This window comes from Variovorax sp. OV329 (genome assembly GCF_900114785.1).
GTDB lineage: Bacteria > Pseudomonadota > Gammaproteobacteria > Burkholderiales > Burkholderiaceae_C > Variovorax.
In genome coordinates this window covers 456,515-479,031 of record NZ_FOUG01000003.1, presented here as the reverse complement: position 1 = coordinate 479,031, position 22,517 = coordinate 456,515, and the positions used below count along the sequence as shown (strand labels likewise).

Genomic DNA, 22,517 nt, shown 5'->3' with positions numbered 1-22,517 from the left:
CAAGAACTTATCCACACCGTGAGCCACCAGGCTCGCAAAGAGGGTGGGTCAATATTGGATGGAAATGCCGGGTCAGGATTGCATGGAACTCAACACTGTAGAAGCCCGGATTGCCTTCGATGTCCTCCACCACCACTTCAGCCGCAGCGAGCGGCCGGCGTGCCTTGGTCTCTTGCGAGGAGTTGACGGGGTCGGCGTCGACGTAGTTCATGATCCACTCGTTGAGCCAGGTCTGCATCTCGTCGCGCTCCTTGAAGCTGCCCACCTTGTCGCGCACGATGCACTTGAGATAGTGCGCAAAGCGCGTGCTGGCAAACAGGTAGGGCAGGCGCGCGGACAGGTTGGCATTGGCCGTGGCATCCGGGTCCATGTACTCCTGCGGACGCTGCAGCGACTGCGCGCCGATGAAGGCCGCGTGATCGGTGTTCTTGCGATGCACCAGCGGAATGAGGCCGGCCTTGGCGAGTTCGGCTTCGCGGCGGTCGGAGATCGCGATTTCGGTCGGGCACTTCATGTCGAAGCCGCCGTCGTCGGTGGGGAAGGTGTGGCAGGGCAGGCTTTCGACCGTGCCGCCCGACTCGACGCCGCGGATCATGGTGCACCAGCCGTAGAGCTTGAAGCTGCGGTTGATGTTGACCGCCATGGCGTAGGCCGCATTGCTCCAGACGTAGTTGCGGTGGTCGGCGCCGTCGGTCTGCTCTTCGAAGTCGAACTCGTCCACGGGATTCGTCTTGGCACCGTAGGGCACCCGCGACAGGAAGCGCGGCATGGCCAGGCCGACATAGCGGGCGTCCTCCGTGTCGCGCAGCGAGTTCCACGGCGCGTGCTCGAGGTTGGAGGTGATCTTGGCCAGATCTCGCGGGTTCGCGAGTTCCTGCCAGGACTCCATGCCCAGCAGCGATGGCCCCGCCCCTGCGACGAAGGGTGCATGGGCCGCAGAAGCAATCTTCGCCATGGCGCCCAGCATCTCGACGTCCGCCGGCGTGTGGTCGAAGTAGTAGTCGGCCACCAGGCAACCGTAGGGCTCGCCGCCCAGTTGGCCGTACTCTTCCTCGTACACACGCTTGAAGATGGGGCTCTGGTCCCACGCAATGCCCTTGTGGCGGCGCATGGTGCGGCGCATCTCGTCCTTGGAGATGTCCATGAAGCGGATCTTGAGTTGCTCGTCGGTCTCGGTGTTGAACACCAGGTGATGCAGGCCGCGCCACGCGGACTCCAGCTTCTGGAACTCCTCCTTGTGCAGCACCAGGTTGATCTGCTCCGAGAGCTTGTGGTCGATCTCCGCGATGATGGCCTCGATGCTGCTGTAGGCATCGTCGCTGATGGTCACCGCGTTGGCGAGCGCCTGCTGGGCCAAGGTGCGCACGGCGCCCTCGACCGCGTCGCGGGCCTCGTCGGTCTTGGGCTTGAACTCCTTGTCGAGCAAGGACGAGAAGTCCGAAATGTCTGCGTGGACAGCGCGGCTCGTTGCCTGGCCTTGTGCGTTCGTTTGCATGATTTCCTCCCTGGAAATTTGTTGTTGATCGACCGTGATCAGTTGGCAATCGACGGCGCGGGCGCTTCACCGTGGACGGCGCCCTCCGGCTTGGGCGCCGCAGCCAGCGACTTCAGAAGCGCGGGGTCTTGCATGAGCTTGTTGATCAAGGCCTCGGCACCCGCCTTGCCATCCATGTAGGTCTGCAGGTTGGAGAGTTGGGTGCGCGCCTCGAGCAACTGGCGCAAGGGCTCCACCTTGCGCGCCACGGCGGCCGGCGAGAAATCGTCCATGCTTTCGAAGCTCATCTCCACCATGAGCTGTCCTTCACCGGACAGCGTGTTGGGCACGGCGAAAGCGACGCGCGGCTGGATCGCCTTCATGCGCTCGTCGAAGTTGTCGATGTCGACGTCCAGGAACTTGCGCTCACCGACCGGCGGCAATGGCTCGACCGGCTTGCCCGACAGGTCGGCGAGCACGCCCATGACGAAGGGCAGTTCGATCTTCTTTTCGGAGCCGTAGATTTCCACGTCGTACTCGATCTGCACACGCGGCGCCCGGTTGCGGGCAATGAATTTCTGACTGTTGCTGCTGGCCATTTGGGTTGAAGTCCTGGTTGGGTCGTTGAAACGGCGGTTGACGGATAGGTGGGGTCCCTGGCGGCAGCGCTGCTGCCGGCTTCAAGGAGAGCAGTCATGCGAACTCGATCTGACAGGTGATGACGCCTCCTCCTCTGCTGGACGAGTCGACTGGAACCGGCGCGAGGTCCGCGACCAATCGAACGATCTTTTGCTGGTTCTGGAGCGCGTCGAGCCAATGTCCCGCCAGAACGGGCAAAACCTTCTGCTCGATGTAGCCCGTCAGGCGTCGCGCGCCGCTTTCATGGGTGCCGCAGCGCTCGATGACATGGCGCGCCAGGGCATCCGTGTAGTCGAACTGGATCCCATGGTTCTCGTGCATGCGGTCCGCGACGCGGTTCAAGTGCAAGGACACGATGTCGCCCAAGGCCGAAGCGCCTAGCGGCAGATAGGGCACAACGCACAGGCGCCCAATGAATGCAGCAGGAAAGACTTCACGCAAGGCCGGCTGCAACGCCTCTTGCAGAGCGTCGAACTCGGGGACCAGGGCGGAGTCCTCGCACAGGCTCGCAATCAACTCCGAGCCCGTATTGCTGGTCAGCAGGATGGTGCAGTGCCTGAAGTCGATGCGGCGGCCTTCGCCGTCCTCCATCCAGCCTTTGTCGAAGACCTGGAAGAAGATCTCGTGGACATCCGCATGCGCCTTCTCCACTTCGTCGAGCAGCACGACGCTGTAGGGCTTGCGCCGCACGGCTTCGGTGAGCACCCCGCCTTCACCATAGCCGACGTACCCAGGCGGGGCTCCCTTGAGCGTGGAGACGCTGTGCGGCTCCTGGAACTCGCTCATATTGATGGTGATCAGGTTCTGCTCGCCGCCGTAGATGACCTCGGCCAGGGCAAGCGCCGTCTCGGTCTTCCCGACCCCCGAGGGCCCCACCAGCATGAAGACGCCCACCGGCTTGTGCGGATCGGTCAATCCCGCCCGCGCCATCTGAACGCGCCGCGCGATCTGCGCGAGTGCATGCGGCTGGCCGATGACACGCTGTGCCAGCGTGCCTTGGAGGCCTGAAACCGCGGCAAGCTCGTTGCGCACCATGCGCCCCACTGGAATGCCAGTCCAGTCCGCAACGACCGCCGCAACCACGCTTTCGTCGACCAGCGGGAAGACCAACGGTGCTTCTGTCTGGAGTTCGGCAAGACGACGCTCGAGCACGGGCAGTCCCTCGGCCGGGGTCGGCGCACTGGACTCGCGCTTGCCAAGCAATTCCTGCATCCTGCGAACCAGCGCGAGTTCGGCATGCCACTTCATTTCCAATTCGCGATGCGCGGCGGCAGCGGAACCGGCCCGCTCGCCGAGGGCCTTCAGGCGCACGGCCCGCTCCTCGCTGCCACGCGCGAGCACGCCTTCCTGCGCCAGAAGAGAGCGCTCGGCTTCCAATGCGGCGATCTGCTGGCGCCAATGCATCACTGCTGCTGGCGGCGACTGAAGCGACATGGCGACACGCGCACAGGCTGTGTCGAGCAGGCTGATCGCCTTGTCCGGCAGTTGACGTGCGGGAATGTAGCGGTGAGAGAGGCTCACTGCCGCGCGGACCGCCTCGTCGAGCACCGCCACGCCATGATGTGCCGCGAAGACCGGGACCAGGCCACGCACCATCTCGATGGCGCCGGGCTCCTCGGGCTCGGGCACCTGCAGCACCTGGAATCGGCGTGTCAGCGCAGGGTCTTTCTCGATATGGCGCTTGTATTCGCTCCAGGTGGTCGCGCCGATGGTCCGCAGGTTTCCGCGGGCGAGCGCGGGCTTGAGCAGGTTGGCCGCATCGCCGGTGCCGGACTGCCCGCCTGCACCGACCAGCGTGTGGACCTCGTCGATGAAGAGGATCACCGGCTCTTGCGACTGACCGGCCTCCTCCAGCAGGCCTTTCAGGCGGGACTCGAATTCGCCGCGCATGCTGGCGCCTGCGAGCATTGCGCCCAAGTCCAGGCTGAGCAGTCGCACGCCGCGCAGCGCTTCTGGCACCTCTCCCGAACAAATGGCCAGGGCGAGCCCTTCGACGACGGCTGTTTTCCCGACCCCGGCGTCGCCCGTGAGCAAGGGATTGTTCTGGCGCCGGCGCAGAAGAATGTCGACCATCGTCCGGATCTCATGATCGCGGCCGATCACCGGATCGATCTTTCCGATCTTCGCCTGACGCGTCAGGTCCAGGCAGTACGCGACAAGGGCGGATCGTCCGGATGCAGACGGCTGCACCAAGGCCCCACTGGCTTCACCCGGCGCCACGACATCCAGGCCCGAGCCGTCATGAGGGCCTTCGTCCTGTTCGGGCGAACCCGCCGTGACGGCCGGAAGCACGTCCATCAATTGGTCGCCTGGCATCGACCTGAATGCCGGACAGATGCCCGTGAGGACGCTGCGCAGTTCGGGCGTCTGCAAGATTGCGGCCATCAGCCAGCCACCACGAATGCAGCGCCCGCCGAACTCGAGACTGGAGAGGATCCAGGCACGCTCGACCGCCAGGCTCAGGTGGTGTGAGAAGTCACTCAGCGACGCAGCGCCCGACGGCAGTTCGGCCAGGGCCTGCGCCATGTCGCGCTCCAGGCGCTGCGGCTCGACCTGGTAGTGGCGACAGATGCGCTGAAAGTCGCCATCACCCGATTGCCAGAGCTGATGCAGCCAGTGCACCAGTTCGACGTACGGATTGCCGCGCAGCTTGGCAAAAGCAGTGGCCGACTCGATGGCCCTGAAGAGGGTCGTGTTGAGTTTGCCGAAGAGCGCTCGACGTGAGATGGCCATCGTGCCCCCTCAGGTCGACGTCTTGCTCGCGCCGGATCGTGCAGCTTCATGCCGCCCGGTCCACTGCAGCATTCGCAATGAATGTTCGCTGTTCATCGGCCTCCCTGCCGCTATTCCTATGTGTTTTTGATCAGCATAGCGAGCGGTGGCGGGAGCGTTGTGATGAATTCACCAGATTCCCGAAGACAACGGCATTCAGCGAACTTTCCGAGGGTCTGCGCAGAAAGTTCTGGGGCGGCGCGCATCGATCACTGGTGCGGGTACGTTGCGCCGCATCCGCTCAACGCAAATAGGGCGGCCCATGGTGCCTTTCGGGCCCATCGACCGCCCCAAGCGTCGAGCCGCAACCTGGCGCCTCGCCTCAGGCGCCAAGCGGAGTCAGGATCTCGCTGCTCAGGCGTCCTGCGGCAGGATCACCTTGTCGCACACGTGAACGATACCGTTGGTGTTGATGACGTCCGGCGTCGACAGGTTGCAGACGCGACCGCGCACGTCGATGACCTGGAAGTTGGCGTTGACCTGAATGGTCGTGCCCTGTACGGTGGCCACGGCCTGGCCAGCGACGAACTCCCTCTTGAACTTGCGCTGCGGCACCATGTGGCAAGTCATGATCTTCCTGCACCGGGCGGAGTCGGCCAGCAGGACAGCCAACGTGATGTTCAGCTCGACGAGCACGGCCGTGAAGGCGGCGTTGGTCGGGCAGAAGAAGGTCACTGCACCGGGTTGCTTGAGCGTATCGGTGAGGCCCGCTGCCTGGATGCACTGCAGCGCGGTCGTGCATTCCGGCGCAATGCTGGGCCTCTGCTGGCAGGTCTGCACGATGTCCAGGTTGGCCGGCAGCATCACCTTGTCGAGGGTGTGCAGCACGCCGTTCAGCGCCGTCACGTCGGTGCCGATGAGCGTGCAGACGCGATTGCGGCCATCGGTGGCCGTGAAGACATTGTTCGTCTTGTCGATCTTGAAGAAGCCGCCACCGATGTTGTCGATGGCGTGACCTTCCACGACGGCCTCGGTGAACAAGACGCGGCCCAGGATGTGGAACTTCACCACCGCAGTGAGCGTCGTCTTGTCGGCAAAGAGCTGGTCCTTGCTGAGGCCCAGTTCGCCCAGCAGGGCGGTGAAGGCATCGTTGGTGGGTGCAAACGCCGTGTTGCTGCCGGACTTGTCGAGTTGGTCGTGCAGGCCGCAAGCGTTGACCGCCTCCACGAAGATGCTGAGATTGGGCCGGGACTCGGCCTGGTTCATGATGCTCTTGGCCTCATTGACTTGCGTGCCGATGGTTTTGTCGTCTCCGCCGCCACCACAACCCGGCAGGAACAATGCCCCTCCCAAGGTGGCAGCGCCATAGGCGATGAGTTGACGACGGCGTGTTAGCAGATTCGACATGGCAATGCTCCTGATGTTGGAATGAGGGTGGAGCAAGGATGGGCCGCGCGGCAGCCACTCTCCGCAAGGATCGGACGCGCAGGCAGGTAGGACATGCGTCCAAGCGCGTGACGGCGCGTGTAGGCATTGGCTGATACCGCAATCCGCGCTCCTGCTTTAGCAGCCGGGGCCATCGGTGGCGCTCTGCGATGCGCAACATCGGCTGCTTCATTGGGCAAATCAAAAGGAACGCGCTCCACCGCGGCGACCCGTGGAGGGCTGTCGTGATCGTGAATGCCCATGGATGGGCTGGATCAGGATGATGTGCCGCTTGAAGAAGGACGTCCGCGACACAGCCACCCGATTCGTCCGCAGCGGCCCGAACGAAAGGCAGTCGCAGGCCTACCTACTTGGCCGGTGCCGAGCCGGGCGGGAAGTCGGCAAACATCTTGTCGAGCGAAGCCTGCAGCAGCGCCGGGGTTGCATCGCTGTTGTCCGGCAGCGTCGCAGTCGCGGTGCCCCGCCAGATGGCACGCTTCGTTCCCGCGTCGAACATGTCGACCACGAGGGTGCCGACCTCGTAGGTGTAGGCGGTCGTCGTCGCGACGCCCGGACCGAAGCCACCCCAGCCCCAGCCGTAGCCCATGGTGTTGTAGTACGTGGTGTAGTCCCTGCGCTCCTGCGTGGCGACGTGCGCTGCAATGCGAACATCGCCGTCGGGTGCGAGCTGCCAGCCCTTGGCCTTGAGCTTGGCGTCGATGCCGTCGGCGATCCGCTGCTGCGTCAGAGGCGAGCCGCCGGTGGGCTTGGCGATCCAGGTGTAGGTCCGGTAGGCGCTGAAGCGCGCCGCCGGATCGGAGTCCGTCTTGACGGTCGGTGTGTTGCTGCAGGCGGCCAGCAGGCCGGCCAGAATGAGGGCGCCAATATGAGGCTTCATGCTGTGAACTCCTTGCGGGCTCTGCCCTGCGCTCCACGCGGCCATGCCCCGTGAAGGCGGTTGTCGCATCGCCAATTCAGTGTCGTTGTGTTGATCTGCCTGGCTGGCAGCACCCTCTTGGCAGTGTCGCTGGCTGGGCCGGATTCTAGAACGCAGGGATCGTGGCCAGTACAGCGGCCGCTGCGGTACGCTAGCGCCTCTTGGCGCAGCCCGGCGACGGCCTGCGCAACAGTAGATCCATTCACGACAGGCAGCGGCAAGCTGCCCGACAACCACTCGAACCGCTCATGCGAATCGCCACCTGGAACGTCAATTCCCTCACTGCCCGCCTGCAACACGTACTCGATTGGCTTGCGGCCAATCCGGTCGACGTGCTGTGCCTGCAGGAACTCAAGCTCAGCGACGACAAGTTCCCACTGATGGAGCTCGGCGCCGCCGGCTATCAGGCCGCGGTGTTCGGACAGAAGACCTACAACGGCGTGGCCATTCTCACCCGCACGCCGGCGCGAGACGTGCTGCGCAACATCGGTGGCCTCACCGACGAGCACTCGCGCGTGATCAGCGCCACCGTCGACACGCCCGAGGGCTCGCTGCGCGTGGTCAACGGCTACTTCGTCAACGGACAGGAACCGGGCAGCGACAAGTTTGCCTACAAGATGCGCTGGCTGGACGCGCTGCGCGACTGGCTGCGCACCGAGCTCACCACGCATCCCGAACTGGTGCTGCTGGGCGACTTCAACATCACGCCGGAAGACCGCGACAGCTTCGACCCCGAGGGCCTGCGCGAGACCATCCACCACACGACCGAGGAGCGCAATCACTTCAAGGCGCTGCTGGATCTGGGCCTGGTGGACAGCTTCCGGCTCTTCGAGCAGCCCGAGAAGAGCTACTCGTGGTGGGACTACCGCATGCTGGGCTACCAGAAGAACCGCGGCCTTCGCATCGACCACATCCTGGTGAGCCAGCCGCTGGTGCCAAGGGTGAAGTCCTGCGTCATCGACAGGGTGCCACGCAAGTGGCCCAAGCCCAGCGACCACGCGCCGGTGATCCTCGAACTGTAGGCCGCAAGGCGAGCGCGCCGTAGGCCGGCGCGCATGTTCAACGGGCCGCAGTCGGCGCACAATGCCGCGCACCATGCGCAGCAAGAACGACGAAAAACACCAACCTCTGGGTCTGCTGGTGCCGGCCCTCGTGCTGGCCTGGGGCCTGTCGGCCTGCACGGCTCTTCAACAGCAGCAACAGGGTGCAGCCGAAGCGACACCCCCCGGTGCCAAGGCGGACGAGGTGCCCGCCGCGCCGGAGGACAGCACCATCACCGTCCAGTCGCCGGCCATCAAGGCCTACCGCAAGGTGGGCGCCAACGCGATCTACAAGAAGTACCCCAAGCGCATCTACCCCGGCAAGATCCCGCCACTGGTGTATGCGGTGGTGGTGGTCGAGACGCACGTCAACGCCGACGGCACGATCAAGAAGGTCACCTTCAGCCGCACGCCCTCGCACGCGCCCGAGGTGCCGCCGATGATCGCGCAACTGGTGATGGATGCGGGACCCCTGCCCGCCCCGCCCAGCAACGTGGGCGCCCATACCTACGTCGAGACCTGGCTGTGGGACCGCAGCGGGCGCTTCCAGTTGGATACGCTGACCAAGGGCCAGCGCAGCCGCTGAAGGCGCTCAGCTACTCGGCCGTCGCGTCGCGGTCGAGGTGCAGTTCCGCGATCTTGCGTGTGATGGTGTTGCGGCCAATGCCGAGCTTTTGCGCGGCCTCGATGCGCCGGCCTCGGGTGTTGGCCAATGCGGTGAGGATCAGGCGCGATTCGAAGCGGCGCGTCAGCGCATCCCACACATCGTGCCGGCCAGCGGCCAGCAAGGCTTGCGCCTCCTGCTCCAGGCCGCTTTCCCATGAGGCCGACGACGCGGACGGAGACTGCGTGCTCATGGCCGGAACGACCTGGGCAGGGGCCGTCAGCGAAGCCGGCAGCTCGCCGACCAGCTCTCGCTCGGGCGCCAGCACATGGCTGGCCGACGCGGCAGTGAGCGAAGGCAGGGACGCCTCACCGCTTGCGCCAACGAGCACTTCGGGCGGCAGGTCCTTGGGCTCGATGAGCTGGGCCGGCGCCATCACCGTGAGCCAGTGGCAGATGTTCTCCAGCTGCCGCACGTTGCCGGGAAAGCCGAAGCCCGAAAGCTGGGCCAGCGCCGCGTCGGAGATGCGCTTGGGGTCCACGCCCAATTGCTTGGCGCTCTGCTGCAGGAAGTGGCGCGTGAGCGCGGGCACGTCCTCGCGCCGCTCGCGCAGCGCGGGCAGGCGCAGGCGAATGACGTTGAGCCGATGGAAAAGGTCCTCGCGGAAGCCGCCGACCTTCACCCGCTGCTCCAAGTCCTGGTGGGTGGCGGCGATGACGCGCACGTTGGCCTTCACGGCATTGTGGCCGCCCACGCGGTAGAAGTGCCCGTCGGACAGCACGCGCAACAGGCGCGTCTGAAGATCGAAGGGCATGTCGCCGATCTCGTCGAGAAAGAGCGTGCCGCCCTCGGCCTGCTCGAAGCGCCCGCGGCGCATGGTCTGCGCGCCGGTGAAGGCGCCGCGCTCGTGGCCGAAGAGTTCACTCTCCAGCAGGTCCTTGGGGATGGCCGCGGTATTGATGGCGACGAAGGGACCGCTCGCGCGCGGCGAATGCTTGTGCAGTGCGCGCGCCACCAGTTCCTTGCCCGAGCCCGACTCGCCGGTGATGAGCACGGTGACGTTGCTCTGCGACAGGCGGCCGATGGCGCGGAACACGTCCTGCATGGCGGGCGCCTGGCCGAGCATCTCGGGCGCTTCCACCATGCGTTCCTCGGCCACTTCCTCGCGCTGGCTCTCGTCCACCGCGCGGCGGATCAGCTCCACTGCGCGGGGCAGGTCGAAGGGCTTGGGCAGGTATTCGAAGGCGCCGCCCTGGAAGGCGGAAACCGCGCTGTCCAGGTCGGAGTAGGCGGTCATGATGATGACCGGCAGGCCCGGGTGCTTCTGCTTGATCTTGTCCAGGAGTTCCAGGCCCGAACCACCCGGCATGCGGATGTCGCTGACCAGGACCTGCGGGCCCTGGCTCTCGTCGTCGGCGGCCGCATCGAGGGCGGCCAGGACTTCGCGGGTGTTGGTGAAGCTGCGGGTGGGCAGCTCTTCGCGCAGCAGCGCCTTCTCGAGTACGAAGCGGATCGATTGGTCGTCGTCAACTATCCAGATCGGCTTCATTTAGTTCCTTGTTGCCTGGGCTGCTAGGGCAGCGGTATCAATATCTTGAAATCGGTTCGGCCCGGAACGCTGTCGCACTCGATCACGCCGTGATGCTGCTGCACGAAAGTCTGTGCCAGTGTCAGTCCAAGCCCCGTTCCACCATCCCGCCCGGAGACGAGGGGAAGAAAGATCCGGTCCTTGATGGCATCCGGCACACCCGGTCCATTGTCGATGACATGCAATTCCAGTGCCAATCGATACCACTGCTTGTTGAAGATCACCTGGCGCGCGACGCGGGTACGGAAGGTGATCTGCGCATCGCCCGCCGCGCGGCGCTCGGCCAGCGCCTGCGCCGCGTTGTGCGCGATGTTCAGCGTGGCCTGGATGAGCTGCTCGCGGTCGCCGCGGAACTCGGGAATGGAGGGGTCGAAGTCGCGATCGATGTACAGGTCGCGCGGAAACTCCGCCAGGATCACCGAGCGCACCCGCTCGATGACTTCGTGGATGTTCACGTCGCCCACCACGTGCGGCTTGCGATGCGGCGCCAGCAGGCGATCGACCAGCGTCTGCAACCGGTCGGCCTCGTGAATGATGACCTGGGTGTATTCGATCAGGTCGCGTGATTCCACTTCCATCTGCAGCAGTTGGGCCGCACCGCGGATGCCGCCCAGCGGGTTCTTGATCTCGTGCGCCAGGTTGCGGATCAGCTCCTTGTTGGCCTTGGCCTGGTCCAGCAGGCGCTCCTCGCGGTCCTGGCGCACCTGCTGCTCCAGCGCCGACATCTCGACCACCAGTTCGCCCGCTTTTTCCGCCTGCGCGAGCGTGACCTGCACCGGCAGCAGCTCGTGGTTGACCCGGCGCAGGAAGGCCTCGTAGCGCAGCGTGGCGAAGTCGTTGGCGCGCGCGCCTTCGATGGCGGTGCGCAGCACCTGGGGCTCGTTGAAGCAGGCGCCGAACTGCGAGCCTTCGAGCGTGCGGCGCGAAGTGCCCAGCGCGTCTTCCAGCGCGGCGTTGGCGAAGAGCACCGAGCCGTCGGTCTTCACCACGGCGATCAAGGTCGCCAGCAGGTCGAAGGCCTGGAAGCGCTTGGTGGGCGCAGAGGGTTTGCCGAATGCCATCTCAGGCCCTCGGCGCAATCGCATGCGCCCTCGTCATCAGTTCTGCGTGGGCGCCGCCGCCGCGGGCGGCGCCAGGCGGCCGAGTTCGCGCCGGATGCCGGCGATGTCGCTCTCGTTGCGGTCGATTTGCGCCTTCATCTCGGCCGTGCGGTCCAGGTACTTCTGGTAGTTGCGACCTTCGGAGCCCTGCTTCTCGGGCTGGCCGTTGTTGTATTCCTTGAGCAGCTCGGTCTGCTTGGACTCGGCCTTGCGCAGCTCCGACTCGAGCACAGTGCGGGCATCAGTGTCGCGGGCACGCTGGTCGGCACTGTCCACGCGCGGGCTGCCGGGAGGCGAGCTGGCGGCAGAACTGCTGCGGCTGGAGGCCGTCACCGTGGAGCGCGGGGACTGCACCACGGTGACGTTGCCGCCTTCCATGATCTTGCAGCCGCGCTGCTGGGCAACGTTGGCGTCGTTGGTGTACTCGTTGCCGCAGCGCCAGACGCGGCCACTCTGGGCATGGGTCTGCGCGGCCAGGGCAGCCAGCGAAACGGCCAACAGGAGCGTGTAGTGACGTGTGTTCATGGTCTTGGGCAGTGGGTCCGCAATCGACGCATTTTGATGCAATTCGCTCGCTGCGCCAGAGGCAAAGCCCCACAAAAAAGGAAGGACGGCATACGCCGTCCTTCTTTCTTCTTACCCGAAGTGGGCGCCGGTTACAGCGAGTAGTACATGTCGAACTCGACCGGGTGCGGCGCCATGCGGAAGCGCGTCACTTCCTGCATCTTCAGGTCGATGTAGGCATCGATGAAGGCATCGGTGAACACGCCGCCCTTGGTCAGGAAGGCACGGCCCTTGTCGAGGTACTCCAGCGCCTGGTCCAGGCTGTGGCAGACGGTGGGCACCAGCGCGTCTTCTTCCGGCGGCAGGTGGTACAGGTCCTTCGTGGCGGCTTCGCCCGGGTGGATTTTGTTCTCGATGCCGTCCAGGCCGGCCATCAGCAGGGCCGAGAAGCACAGGTAGGGGTTGGCCAGCGGATCGGGGAAGCGCGCTTCGATGCGGCGGCCCTTGGGGTTGCTCACGAAGGGGATGCGGATCGAGGCCGAGCGGTTCTTGGCCGAGTAGGCCAGCTTCACCGGGGCTTCGAAGCCGGGGACCAGGCGCTTGTAGCTGTTGGTGCCGGGGTTGGTGATGGCGTTCAGGGCACGGGCGTGCTTGATGATGCCGCCGATGTAGTACAGGGCGGTATCGCTCAGGCCGGCGTAGCCGTCGCCGGCGAACAGGTTCTTGCCATCCTTCCAGATCGACTGGTGCACGTGCATGCCCGAGCCGTTGTCGCCCTGGATGGGCTTGGGCATGAAGGTGGCCGTCTTGCCGTAGGCGTGGCAGACGTTCCAGATCACGTACTTGAGCTTCTGCGTCCAGTCGGCACGCTCGACCAGGGTCGAGAACTTGGTGCCGATCTCGTTCTGGCCGGCGCCGGCCACTTCGTGGTGGAACACCTCGACCGGAATGCCCAGCGATTCGAGCACCAGCGAGATCTCGGCGCGGATGTCCTGCGTGCTGTCGACCGGGGGAACCGGGAAGTAGCCGCCCTTGACGGTGGGACGGTGGCCGGAGTTGCCGGTTTCGTACTTCTTGCCGGTGTTCCAGGGGGCTTCATCAACGTCGATCTCGACGAAGCTGCCCGACATGTCGGCCTTCCAGCGCACGTCATCGAAGATGAAGAACTCGGGTTCGGGACCGAAGAAGGCGGTGTCGCCCAGGCCCGATGCCTTCAGGTAGGCCTCGGCCTTCTTGGCGATGGAGCGGGGGTCGCGTTCGTAAGGCTTGCCGTCGGCCGGCTCCAGCACGTCGCAGGTCAGGTTGAGGGTGGTTTCCTCGAAGAAGGGGTCGATGACAGCCGTGTTCGGATCGGGCATCAGCAGCATGTCGGAGGCTTCGATGCCCTTCCAGCCGGCGATGGACGAGCCGTCGAAGGCATGGCCAGACTGGAACTTGTCTTCGTCGAAGTGCGAGACCGGCACGGTCACGTGCTGTTCCTTGCCGCGGGTGTCGGTGAAGCGGAAGTCGACGAACTTGACCTCGTTTTCCTTCACGAGTTTGAGTACATCGGCGACGGTCTTGGCCATCAAATTCTCCTGGTTGGATGGGTAGTGAGTAAACGAAGGCCCAGAATGCAGGTTCTGTGCCATTGGGTCCGGGGTCGGGCAGCGGGCTGGCGCGGGTTCAATGCACCAATAAAGTGCTGTGAAATCCCAAAACGGTGCTTAGGCTTTCAGCGCACCAATTCGGGTCCGAGTTTCGCGTCAAAGCCGTGCAAACCGTCGAGCAGCGAAGTGTAGGCCGCTTCGATCCGATCCGGATGCCCTTTGACGCCCAATTCGATGTGGCGACCGTACTGCGGGTGGTCCACGCTGGGCAGGCTGAAGACCTTGATGCCGGGATAGCGGGTCTCGATGTCGACCATCAGCGGGGTCAGGGTGGCCTCCATGCCCCCGAACACGATGATCGATTTTTCACTGATCCGGGGCGCCGCAAAAAGGTGCGAATACAGCCCGTCCAGGACGGATTCGATCATCGGCCAGGCCATGACCGGAAAACCCGGCACGAAATGCACTTTGTTGACGCTGAAGCCGGGAATCTTGTTGTAGGGATTGCGGATGATCTCGGCGCCTTCCGGGAACACGCCCATGTTCAGGCGGTGGATGTTGTCCGGGCGGTCGGCCTCGTAGGCAACGCCCTGCTCCCGGGCGGTGTCCTGCATGCGCTCGCGGATCAGCACCTCGGCCTGCGGGTGCAGCGCCAGCGGCACGCCCAGCGCGGCAGCGGCGCATTGCCGCGTGTGGTCATCAGGCGTGGCGCCGATGCCACCGGTGGAGAACACCACGTCGCCCGAAGCAAAGGCGCGCCTGAGCGCTTCGGTGATGCGCTGCGGGTCGTCGCCCACGTACTCGGCCCAGGCCAGCGGCAGACCGCGCGCGGCCAGCAGTTCGATCACCTTGGGCATGTGCTTGTCGATGCGCTTGCCCGAGAGGATCTCGTCGCCGATGACGATCAGGCCGAAGGGCTGGGGATTGGAATTTTCTTGAACTTGGCTCATCAGGGGGCTCCCCATTGGGCAGCAGCGGCGGGGCCGATCTCCTGCGCCGGCAGGCTGCCCTGGGGCGGCTGGGCGGCCGCCCGGCTTGCGCGCAGCTGCGCCAGGGCGTCCAGGCAGTAGTGGGCGAACCACAGGGCGGAAAAGGCGAACACGAGCGTGTAGATCCAGATCGCCAGCGGCGCCAGCACGAAGAAGGCAGCGGCAAACAGCAGGCCCGAGGCCCACACCACGCTGGGCGCAGCGCCCAGCAGGCCGCACAGGATGCCGATACCGAACAGATTCCAGCGATGGATGCGCAGGACGGTGTGGCGCTCCTCGCGGCTGGCGTGCTCGGCCAGCGAATCGAAGCTCATCACCTGGTAGGTCAGCCAGCCCCAGATCACCGGCGGCAGCACCAGCACCAGCGGCGGCACCAGCCACAGCGGCATGGACACCACCAGGGCGACCACGGCCAGCAGCGTCATGCCCAGCGAGCGGAACATGCTGAGGATGAAGGAGGCACCCTTCTTCTCCTCCAGCGCCGGAAAGCGCCGCTGCGCCACCAGGCGGGTGAGCGCCGGCGCCATCAGGCCGGAGACGATCAGCAGCGACAGCACAACGATGATCGGCGTGGCGGCGAACACCACCGCCAGTGGCGCCAGCACGGCCTTCACGTCGGTGGCGCCGGCGCGCTCGATCCAGCCCCAGAGGCTGGACAGGATCGGCCAGGCGTCCAGCGCCTCGCGCATCCAGGCCACGGCCGGCTCCCAGTAGAAGTAACCCAGGCCCGCGGCCAACAGCACCATGAGGATGAGCGGCGCGATCGACAGAACGATCACGCGAGGATGCAGGCAGTAGGCGACGGCGCGCCAGAAGGAGTCGAGCAAAGATCGCATCATCGACGAGGATAGCGCGAGCCGGTGTCGCGCCGGCTACCGGCGGTCAGCCGCGGCCGGCCAGCCGCATCAGGCCCAGCCACTGCTGGGCCCAGAAGCCGCTGCCGTAGTTGCGCAGGCGGCCTTGTGCATCAGGCTCGACCTGGTCGCGGATGCCGGTGGGGTCGTAGCGGTCCATCTCGAAGTTGGCGGTGCCGAAAAGCACGTCCCACCAGGGCAGCAGCACGCCGAAGTTGTGGCCGCCCAGGCGCTGGGACACGACCGGGTCGGAAGACGACTCGTGCCCGATGCCCACGCTGTGGTGCAGGCGGTGGAAACGCGGGCTGATCCACAGCCGCTCGCCGATGGCGCCGAAGGACAGGCGCAGGTTGGCGTGCTGCAGGCTTTCGGACAGCTGGGTGATGGCCACCAGCGCGATGAACTGCCCCGGCGCCACCCCGATGAGCTGCGCCACCACCACGATGATGCAGTCGCGCAGTGCGTCATCCAGCAGATGGTTGCGGTTGTCGGACCACATGGTCATCTGCCGCTGCGAGTGGTGCAGCGCATGCAGGCTCCACCACCAGCGCAAGCCGTGCTGGCCGCGGTGGATCCAGTAGTCGATGAAATCGAGCACCACCAGGTACAGCAGGAAGGACACCCAGGGGATGTCCGTCACGCCCGGCAGGATGGCGTCCAGCTGCCATCCGCTCCAGCCGGCCGTGCGCATGGGGCCGACCACGCCGTCGAAGAAGGGCTGCAGGGCGAAAAACATCGCCAGCGGGAACAGGCCCAGGCGGTGCAGCAGGGTGTAGAGGATGTCGGTGCGGATCGCCGCCCGGTCCGTCACGGCATCGACCGGCCGCCAGCGCTGCAGCGGCCCGATGATGGCCAGCAGGATGGCGATCTGGATCAGGCCGACCAGCAGCCACCCGGTGGCGTCGAAGGCGTCTTCCAGGTAGCCACTCAAGCCCAGGTGGAACACCGCCGGTTCCACCGCGTGCTCGAACAGCCAGCCCTGCATGGCGGCGAACTCGTCGGTGAAGGCGTCCAGCAGCATGTGCGCGTCCCCTGCCTTGCCTCAGTTGACGGCGTGCGCCGCGATCCAGTCGCGGTAGGCCGGATGCTGGCGCAGGGTCTGGAAGCAGAAGCCCTCCTGCTTCAGGCCGGTGATGAGCGGCTCCAGTACGGCCGGCGCCCAGGGGTCCTGGCGCGACCAGATGCCCAGGTGGGCCAGCAGGATGTCGCCGCTGCGGATGTTCTGCAGTGCCTGCAGCAGCAGGGCTGCATTGCTGTGGGTCTCGCTGGGCAACTCGTCGCCCAGGAAGCCGGCCGGCGCCCAGCCCACGTGCTCGTAGCCGCACTTCTTCATCTCGGCAAGGAAGCGCGGCGAGGTCTTGCCGCCGGGCGCGCGGAACAGCGGCAGCGGCTTCTTGCCGCTGAGGTACTCGATGCGCTCGGAGGCCTTGGTGATGTTTTCGCAGTACTGGGCCGCGGTCCAGGTGAACTCGCGGTTGGCCAGGCCGCCAGCCGTGGGACGCACGCGGAAGCGCGGCTCCACGCCCTTCACATCGCCACGCCAGTAGACGTGGTCGTAGGTATGGGAAGCAAATTCATGGCCCTCGGCAGCGCGGGCGGCCCACCAGGGCTTCCAGCTGTTGTCCAGGCTGTCGCCGCCGGTCTGCGTGCGCTCGGCGGCCACGAAGAAGGTGACCTTCACGTCCTGGCGCTTGAGCACCTCGGCCACCAGGGAAGCGACGCCCATGTGGCCGGTGTCGAAGGTGAGGTAGACCGGCTTGGCGCAAGTGCCCTGCGCCTGCGCCAGAACCGCCACCCCGCTCAGCGCGGCGGTGGCGAGGAGGCGCCTAGCGGCTCGCATGGTCCAGCGTCCAGACGCCGTGCGGCGAGCGGCCCACGTTGATCTGCCGCACCACCTGCCGCGTCGTCATGTCGACGACGCTGAGCTTCTTGGCCCAGCGCGAGGTCACGTACAGGGTCTTGCCGTCGGCCGACACGTCCATGCAGTCGGGGCCGCCGGGCACGGCGAAGGTGTCGACCACCTTCAGGCTGGCGGTGTCGATGCGGCTGATGGTGTTGGCCACCCGGTTGCTCACCAGCACGGTCTTGCCGTCGCCCATGGAGCGGAAGGCATGCGCGCCCTTGCCGGTGGGAAGGATGCCCACTGCCTTGGGCTCGGGGCCGGCCACGTCGAAGACCTGCACGCCGTCGCCGCCGGTCAGGCCCACCAGCAGGGTCTTGTCCTGGTGCACGCCGAAGATGTCGGCCGGCATCGGGCCGGTCTTCACGCGCCAGCGGATGCTCTGGCTGGCCAGGTCGACGGCAATGAGCTCGTCGCTGTCCTGCATGGTGACGAAGGCGGTGGTGCTCTTGCCGTCGATGTAGATGTGGCTGGGGGTCTTGCCCGTGGCGATGCGCTTGACCAGCTTCACGTCCTTGCCGTCCCAGCTGTAGACGTCCACGTGGTTGAGGCGGTTGCCGGCGGTGACGAACCACTTCATGTCCGGCGAGAAACGCAGGTGGTAGGGGTCGACGATGCCGCTGACCACGCGCTGGACCTCGGCGGTGCGCGGGTTCAGGAAGGTGAGCGAGTCGCTGGCGGAATTGGCCACGATGACCGACTTCTCGTCGGGCGTCAGGTAGATGTGGTGCGGTTCCTTGCCGGTGCCGATGCGCTGGGTTTCGGTCCACTTGACGGGATCGATCACGCTGACGGAAGCGTCCAGGGAATTGAGGACAAGGATCGGGGCCGGCGGCAGATCGGACGCTGCCGGGACGGCGAAGGCGCTGGAAGCCGCTGCGGCGGACAGGAAAAAGGCCGCGAAGCGGCCTTTCAGGTGAGATGGGAAACGCACTGGAATTTCCGAAAAGGATGGCACCGAGTCTAACGTTCCACCCTTGGTTTTCGATGACTCGCAGGCCCTCCTTTCGGCGGCTATTTGCGCTGGCGCAACGCCTCCACTTCGCTCGGTGCCAGCCAGCGCCACTGGCCGGGGGCCAGCTCGCCGGACAGGGCCAGGTCGCCGATCCTGGAGCGGTGCAGGCCTTCCACCCGGTTGCCGACGGCGGCCAGCATGCGCTTGACCTGGTGGTACTTGCCTTCCGTCAGGGTCAGGCGCAGGGCGTTCGGCCCGGTGGCCTCGCAGGCGGCGGCCCGCACCGGCTTGGGATCGTCGTCCAGCACCACCCCGGCCAGGAGCTTCTGCACCTGGGCGTCGTCCACCGGATGCTTGGCGCTCACCTCGTACACCTTGGGCACGTGGTGCTTGGGCGAGCCCATCCGGTGGATGAACTGGCCGTCGTCGGTGAGCAGCAGCAGCCCGGTCGTGTCCTGGTCCAGGCGTCCGATGGCCTGCACGCCCTGCACCGCGCCCTTGTTGGGGCGCTGGCGCAAGGGCGCGGGTAGCAGGGTGTAGATGCTGGGGTAGGTCGAAGGCTTCTGCGAACACTCGGTGCCCGCCGGCTTGTGCAGCATCAGGTAGGCCTTGGACTGGTAGATCCAGGGCGTGCCCTGGACGGTGTAGGCCAGGCCGTCGACGGCATCGAAGTCGGCGAAGGCGTCGTCCACCGGCGCGCCCTCCACCGTCACATAGCCCTGCTGGACCAGCCCGGCGCAGACGCGCCGGGTGCCGAAGCCCTGCGTATACAAGATCTCCTGCAGTTGCATCGATCAGTAGCCCAGTGCCAGCCCCGTATTGCGGCGCGGGTCGTTGGCGCCGTAGAAGCGGTTGTTGGCCACCGGCTTGCCGCCCAGCGAAGGCGCACCCACGATGATGGCCGCCAGGTGGTTGGCCGGCTGCGGCGCGCCCAGGTTGTGGCCCATGTCCACCAGGATCTTGCGGGTGTCGGCCGAGAAGGCGAAGGTCTCGACGTTGGTCACGTCGGGCAGCCACTGCTGGTGGAAGCGCGGCGCATCCACGGCTTCCTGCACCGTCATGCCGTAGTCGATGGCGTTGACCATGGTCTGCAGCACCGCCGTGATGATCCGGCTGCCCCCGGGCGTGCCCACCACCATCACCGGCTTGCCGTCCTTGGAGAGGATGGTCGGGCTCATCGACGACAGCGGGCGCTTGCCGGGCTCGATCTTGTTGGCCTCGCCCTGCACCAGGCCGTACAGGTTGGGCACGCCGATCTTGGCGGTGAAGTCGTCCATCTCGTCGTTGAGCAGCACGCCCGTCTTCGCGGCCGTGACCTTGGCGCCGAACCAGTCGTTCAGCGTGTAGGTAACCGACACCGCATTGCCGTACTTGTCGGCGATCGAGTAGTGGGTGGTGTTGCTGCCCTCATGCGGCGCCACGCCCGGCTTGATGTCCTTGGACACGCCCGCCTTCTTGGGGTCGATCACCGCGCGGACCTTCTCGGCGTAGCCCTTGTCGAGCAGCCGGTCCAGCGGGTTCTTCACGAAGTCCGGATCGCCCAGGTAGCTGTTGCGGTCCACGTAGGCGTGGCGCATGGACTCGATCATGTAGTGCGCGCTCTGCGCCGAGTTCCAGCCCAGGTCCTTGAGCGGGTAGCCTTCCAGGATGTTGAGCATTTCGCAGATGACCACTCCACCCGAACTCGGCGGCGGCGCCGACACCACGCGGTAGCCGCGGTAGTCGCATTCCACCGGGGGAAGTTCGCGCGTCTGGTACTGCGCCAGGTCTTCCGTGGTGATGATGCCCTTGCCGGCCTTGCTCGAATCGGCGATGGCCTTGGCCACCCAGCCCTTGTAGAAGCCGTCGGTGCCCTTGTTGCTGACCTCGCGCAGCGTGCGCGCCAGGTCCCGTTGCACCAGGCGGTCGCCAGCCTTGTAGGGCTGGCCGGCCTTGTTCAGGAAGATGGCGGCGGTGGCCGGGTCTTCGCCGAAGTCCTTGGTGGCGGTGAGCAGCAGTTCGATGTCGCCCTGCTCCAGCACGAAGCCCTTCTCGGCCAGTTGCACCGAAGGCGCCAGCAGCTGCGCGCGCTTCATCGTGCCGTACTTCTCGCGGGCGTACTCCATGCCCGACACGCTGCCGGGCACGCCCACCGCCAGGTGCCCCTTGGTGGAGGCGCCCTTGATGACGTTGCCGTCCTTGTCCAGGTACATGTCGGCCGTGGCCGCCAGCGGCGCTTTCTCGCGGAAGTCCAGGAAGGTCTTGCGCCCGTCGGCCAGCTGGATGGTCATGAAGCCGCCGCCGCCCAGGTTGCCGGCCGCCGGATAGACCACTGCCAGCGCATAGCCCACGGCGACCGCGGCGTCCACCGCGTTGCCGCCGCGCTTGAGGACGTCCACGCCCACCTTGCTGGCTAGGTGCTGCGCGCTCACGACCATGCCGTTCTCCGAGGCGACGGGTGCGCGCGAGGCCGCCTGTGCGCCGCCGAGGGCCGTCAGGGCCAGGACCGCGCCCAGGACGGTACGAAGTCGGGGTTGCATAGCTCTCATCTGATCTCTCCTGATGTCGTTCTTTGACTTGGATGAAAAAAACGCCGCCGTGGTCAGGCAGCGGTCAACAGTCCCTTGCGCCTCAGGTCCTTGAGTGCCAGGGCCACCTGCTGCCGGGTGAAGTCGCGCAGCGCCTCTTCCTCGGTGAGAGGCTGCTCGTCCTTGATGAATCGCAATCGCTCGGCCCGGGCCTCGCCGGCCAGGAACTCGGCCAGCGCCTCGTGCGAATGCTCGCCATCGAGCAGCGGCAGCAGGCAGCGCTCGATGACCGACAGCGGCACCTGTTCGTGCCACTGATTGCACGCGTAGGCCTGCGCGCCGGCGCTGAGCGCCAGATCGGGCGCGCTGCGCACCGAGGCCAGCGCGCGCGGAAGCTCGGGCACGTGCACCGCCGCATCCGCCGGCGCACGACGGATGCGCACCGCGCCCAGGATCAGCAGTTCCTCGAGCATGGCCATCACGAAGGCATCGACCGTGGCGCGCGGCTCGCCGGTGCGATCGGCCACCGCCTGGACCAGGGCGTCCACCGTCACCGAAGCCGGATAGCGCTCGTCCAGCACCAGCGCCACCGCCTTGTGCACTGGCAGGCGCAGCGTGACCTTCAGGTTGCGCAGCGCATGGCAGGGCTGCTCGCGGGCGTCGAGCGTGAGCGCGCCGCCGTCTTCGGCGAAGAAGACGCCGGCGTACTCCAGTTGACGAAGGCGATCGGGGTCGAGCCGGTAGCGGATCTGCGAGGCACGCTCCTGCCGAACCAGCAGGCTTTGCCGGAAGCTGCGGTTGACCAGGAAATCCAGGTACTGCTCCATCATCTGCTGGCTGCCGCCGCATTCGCGCAGCAGGGGACCGCGCACCTGCTCGCCATAGTTCTGCACGAACATCGTGGCCGGCTCCGCGTCGGCGAAGTACGCCAGGCCCGCGTTGCCTGCGCGCGCCACGAACTCCTTGAAGTAGCAGGGCGCGTTGTGCGGCTCGAGGAACTCGTGCATGAGGTAGGAGGGACTGGCCGTGCGCACCACCGGGAGCATCTCGTCCAGCGTGGACTTGAGCACGCTGCCCGGCCGGGCCGACTGGTCGAGAAACTCCAACATGCCGCGTGCGTAGGACAGCTTCTCGTCCGGCTCACCGCGCGGCGAGCCGCGCAGGATCATGGCGTCGCGCACGATCTCGCGCGACTTCCAGCCCGGGTAGACGTTGTAGCTCACGTAGGCGACGCCCTGTGGCGCCAAGTTGCGCGAGCACACCCGCAGGATGGCCTCCTGCACCGCGGGCGGAACCCAGCTGTAGACGCCGTGGCAGATGATGTAGTCGAACTGGCCGAAAGACTCGTCGATTCCGGTGATGTCCTGGTGGCGCAGCCGCAGGTTCGTGACGCCGGCGCGCTCCACCGCATCCTGGCCCGTGCGGACCTGGCCGGCCGACAAGTCCACCCCGACCACCGCAGCGCCCGGATGTCGCGCGGCAAAGGGAATCAGGTTGCCGCCCGAGGCACAGCCCAGTTCGAGCACCCGGGCGGTGGCCGGCGGGGGCGCCTCCAGCCCGAACAGGAAGGCGATGGCCTCCAGGTGCTCCGCCGCCGTCTGCGGAAACGGGTGCGACTCGTAAGGCACCTGGTCGTAGTAGTTGCTGGGCGGGGTGGTGACGGAATCCGGCATGGTGGCTTGGGCCTTGGACGGGTGGCT

Annotated in this window: 19 protein-coding genes; 2 read left to right on the top strand and 17 right to left on the bottom strand. The window is 66.1% G+C overall.

Annotated elements, in window-relative coordinates; genetic code table 11:
* Positions 1 to 7: 7 nt before the first annotated feature.
* The 5 genes from tssC to BM345_RS07390 all read right to left on the bottom strand — a co-directional run bounded on the left by tssC (position 8) and on the right by BM345_RS07390 (position 7,148).
* A complete protein-coding gene (gene tssC / locus BM345_RS07410; protein ID WP_093377258.1) occupies positions 8 to 1,495 on the bottom strand; it encodes a type VI secretion system contractile sheath large subunit in 1,488 nt (495 codons plus the stop codon).
* Between the two features lie 38 nt (positions 1,496 to 1,533).
* Entirely contained in the window at positions 1,534 to 2,073 is a 540-nt protein-coding gene (gene tssB / locus BM345_RS07405) for a type VI secretion system contractile sheath small subunit (protein WP_093377256.1), read from the bottom strand.
* A 94-nt stretch (positions 2,074 to 2,167) separates the two neighbouring features.
* Positions 2,168 to 4,846: a type VI secretion system ATPase TssH gene (gene tssH / locus BM345_RS07400; protein ID WP_093377253.1), complete on the bottom strand. Its 2,679-nt coding sequence runs from the start codon at positions 4,844 to 4,846 to the stop codon at positions 2,168 to 2,170.
* A gap of 393 nt (positions 4,847 to 5,239) precedes the next feature.
* The gene (locus BM345_RS07395; RefSeq protein WP_093377250.1) at positions 5,240 to 6,232 is read right to left on the bottom strand and encodes a fasciclin domain-containing protein; all 993 of its coding nucleotides are present in this window, start codon (positions 6,230 to 6,232) and stop codon (positions 5,240 to 5,242) included.
* Positions 6,233 to 6,617: 385 nt separating this feature from the next.
* On the bottom strand, positions 6,618 to 7,148 hold the full coding sequence (locus BM345_RS07390; protein ID WP_093377248.1) for a DUF4136 domain-containing protein: 531 nt from the start codon (positions 7,146 to 7,148) through the stop codon (positions 6,618 to 6,620).
* Between the two features lie 287 nt (positions 7,149 to 7,435).
* Between BM345_RS07390 and xth the strand changes: the two genes are divergently transcribed.
* Positions 7,436 to 8,209, top strand: coding sequence for an exodeoxyribonuclease III (gene xth, locus BM345_RS07385; RefSeq protein ID WP_093377245.1), 774 nt, complete (start codon positions 7,436 to 7,438; stop codon positions 8,207 to 8,209).
* Positions 8,210 to 8,282: 73 nt separating this feature from the next.
* Entirely contained in the window at positions 8,283 to 8,813 is a 531-nt protein-coding gene (locus BM345_RS07380) for a hypothetical protein (RefSeq protein WP_093377376.1), read from the top strand.
* 10 nt (positions 8,814 to 8,823) lie between these two features.
* Here BM345_RS07380 and ntrC read toward each other — a convergent pair whose 3' ends face one another.
* From ntrC to BM345_RS07320, 12 genes are all read right to left on the bottom strand, one after another.
* Positions 8,824 to 10,380 (bottom strand): nitrogen regulation protein NR(I), encoded by a 1,557-nt coding sequence (ntrC, locus tag BM345_RS07375; protein ID WP_093377242.1) that lies wholly within the window; start codon positions 10,378 to 10,380, stop codon positions 8,824 to 8,826.
* A 23-nt stretch (positions 10,381 to 10,403) separates the two neighbouring features.
* A complete protein-coding gene (gene glnL / locus BM345_RS07370) occupies positions 10,404 to 11,480 on the bottom strand; it encodes a nitrogen regulation protein NR(II) (protein WP_093377240.1) in 1,077 nt (358 codons plus the stop codon).
* Between the two features lie 36 nt (positions 11,481 to 11,516).
* Positions 11,517 to 12,044 carry a hypothetical protein gene (locus tag BM345_RS07365; RefSeq protein ID WP_093377237.1) on the bottom strand — a complete coding sequence of 176 codons (528 nt, stop codon included), beginning with the start codon at positions 12,042 to 12,044 and terminating at the stop codon, positions 11,517 to 11,519.
* A gap of 131 nt (positions 12,045 to 12,175) precedes the next feature.
* Positions 12,176 to 13,591, bottom strand: a complete 1,416-nt coding sequence (glnA, locus tag BM345_RS07360) for a type I glutamate--ammonia ligase (RefSeq protein WP_093377235.1) — start codon at positions 13,589 to 13,591, stop codon at positions 12,176 to 12,178.
* Between the two features lie 146 nt (positions 13,592 to 13,737).
* Positions 13,738 to 14,562, bottom strand: coding sequence for a competence/damage-inducible protein A (locus BM345_RS07355; protein ID WP_093377373.1), 825 nt, complete (start codon positions 14,560 to 14,562; stop codon positions 13,738 to 13,740).
* Positions 14,562 to 15,437: an EI24 domain-containing protein gene (locus tag BM345_RS07350; RefSeq protein ID WP_093377371.1), complete on the bottom strand. Its 876-nt coding sequence runs from the start codon at positions 15,435 to 15,437 to the stop codon at positions 14,562 to 14,564. The genes BM345_RS07355 and BM345_RS07350 overlap by 1 nt, the downstream gene beginning before the upstream one ends.
* 46 nt (positions 15,438 to 15,483) lie before the next feature.
* Positions 15,484 to 16,473 carry a sterol desaturase family protein gene (locus BM345_RS07345; protein ID WP_093377369.1) on the bottom strand — a complete coding sequence of 330 codons (990 nt, stop codon included), beginning with the start codon at positions 16,471 to 16,473 and terminating at the stop codon, positions 15,484 to 15,486.
* Between the two features lie 24 nt (positions 16,474 to 16,497).
* A complete protein-coding gene (locus tag BM345_RS07340; RefSeq protein WP_093377232.1) occupies positions 16,498 to 17,295 on the bottom strand; it encodes a polysaccharide deacetylase family protein in 798 nt (265 codons plus the stop codon).
* Entirely contained in the window at positions 17,282 to 18,289 is a 1,008-nt protein-coding gene (locus tag BM345_RS07335; RefSeq protein ID WP_093377230.1) for a YncE family protein, read from the bottom strand. Before BM345_RS07335 ends, BM345_RS07340 begins: the two co-directional genes overlap by 14 nt.
* A gap of 80 nt (positions 18,290 to 18,369) precedes the next feature.
* Positions 18,370 to 19,101: a pseudouridine synthase gene (locus tag BM345_RS07330; protein ID WP_093377227.1), complete on the bottom strand. Its 732-nt coding sequence runs from the start codon at positions 19,099 to 19,101 to the stop codon at positions 18,370 to 18,372.
* A 3-nt stretch (positions 19,102 to 19,104) separates the two neighbouring features.
* A complete protein-coding gene (ggt, locus tag BM345_RS07325; RefSeq protein ID WP_093377225.1) occupies positions 19,105 to 20,838 on the bottom strand; it encodes a gamma-glutamyltransferase in 1,734 nt (577 codons plus the stop codon).
* Between the two features lie 53 nt (positions 20,839 to 20,891).
* Positions 20,892 to 22,490 (bottom strand): methyltransferase regulatory domain-containing protein, encoded by a 1,599-nt coding sequence (locus tag BM345_RS07320; protein WP_093377222.1) that lies wholly within the window; start codon positions 22,488 to 22,490, stop codon positions 20,892 to 20,894.
* Between the last annotated feature and the right edge of the window lie 27 nt (positions 22,491 to 22,517).

What these genes read in the sequence shown, in the direction of transcription:
- tssC (WP_093377258.1), bottom strand. Translation starts at nt 1,495, where the DNA reads ATGCAAACGAACGCACAAGGCCAGGCAACGAGCCGCGCTGTCCACGCA.
- tssB (WP_093377256.1), bottom strand. Translation starts at nt 2,073, where the DNA reads ATGGCCAGCAGCAACAGTCAGAAATTCATTGCCCGCAACCGGGCGCCG.
- tssH (WP_093377253.1), bottom strand. Translation starts at nt 4,846, where the DNA reads ATGGCCATCTCACGTCGAGCGCTCTTCGGCAAACTCAACACGACCCTC.
- BM345_RS07395 (WP_093377250.1), bottom strand. Translation starts at nt 6,232, where the DNA reads ATGTCGAATCTGCTAACACGCCGTCGTCAACTCATCGCCTATGGCGCT.
- BM345_RS07390 (WP_093377248.1), bottom strand. Translation starts at nt 7,148, where the DNA reads ATGAAGCCTCATATTGGCGCCCTCATTCTGGCCGGCCTGCTGGCCGCC.
- xth (WP_093377245.1), top strand. Translation starts at nt 7,436, where the DNA reads ATGCGAATCGCCACCTGGAACGTCAATTCCCTCACTGCCCGCCTGCAA.
- BM345_RS07380 (WP_093377376.1), top strand. Translation starts at nt 8,283, where the DNA reads ATGCGCAGCAAGAACGACGAAAAACACCAACCTCTGGGTCTGCTGGTG.
- ntrC (WP_093377242.1), bottom strand. Translation starts at nt 10,380, where the DNA reads ATGAAGCCGATCTGGATAGTTGACGACGACCAATCGATCCGCTTCGTA.
- glnL (WP_093377240.1), bottom strand. Translation starts at nt 11,480, where the DNA reads ATGGCATTCGGCAAACCCTCTGCGCCCACCAAGCGCTTCCAGGCCTTC.
- BM345_RS07365 (WP_093377237.1), bottom strand. Translation starts at nt 12,044, where the DNA reads ATGAACACACGTCACTACACGCTCCTGTTGGCCGTTTCGCTGGCTGCC.
- glnA (WP_093377235.1), bottom strand. Translation starts at nt 13,591, where the DNA reads ATGGCCAAGACCGTCGCCGATGTACTCAAACTCGTGAAGGAAAACGAG.
- BM345_RS07355 (WP_093377373.1), bottom strand. Translation starts at nt 14,562, where the DNA reads ATGAGCCAAGTTCAAGAAAATTCCAATCCCCAGCCCTTCGGCCTGATC.
- BM345_RS07350 (WP_093377371.1), bottom strand. Translation starts at nt 15,437, where the DNA reads ATGCGATCTTTGCTCGACTCCTTCTGGCGCGCCGTCGCCTACTGCCTG.
- BM345_RS07340 (WP_093377232.1), bottom strand. Translation starts at nt 17,295, where the DNA reads ATGCGAGCCGCTAGGCGCCTCCTCGCCACCGCCGCGCTGAGCGGGGTG.
- BM345_RS07330 (WP_093377227.1), bottom strand. Translation starts at nt 19,101, where the DNA reads ATGCAACTGCAGGAGATCTTGTATACGCAGGGCTTCGGCACCCGGCGC.
- ggt (WP_093377225.1), bottom strand. Translation starts at nt 20,838, where the DNA reads ATGAGAGCTATGCAACCCCGACTTCGTACCGTCCTGGGCGCGGTCCTG.
- BM345_RS07320 (WP_093377222.1), bottom strand. Translation starts at nt 22,490, where the DNA reads ATGCCGGATTCCGTCACCACCCCGCCCAGCAACTACTACGACCAGGTG.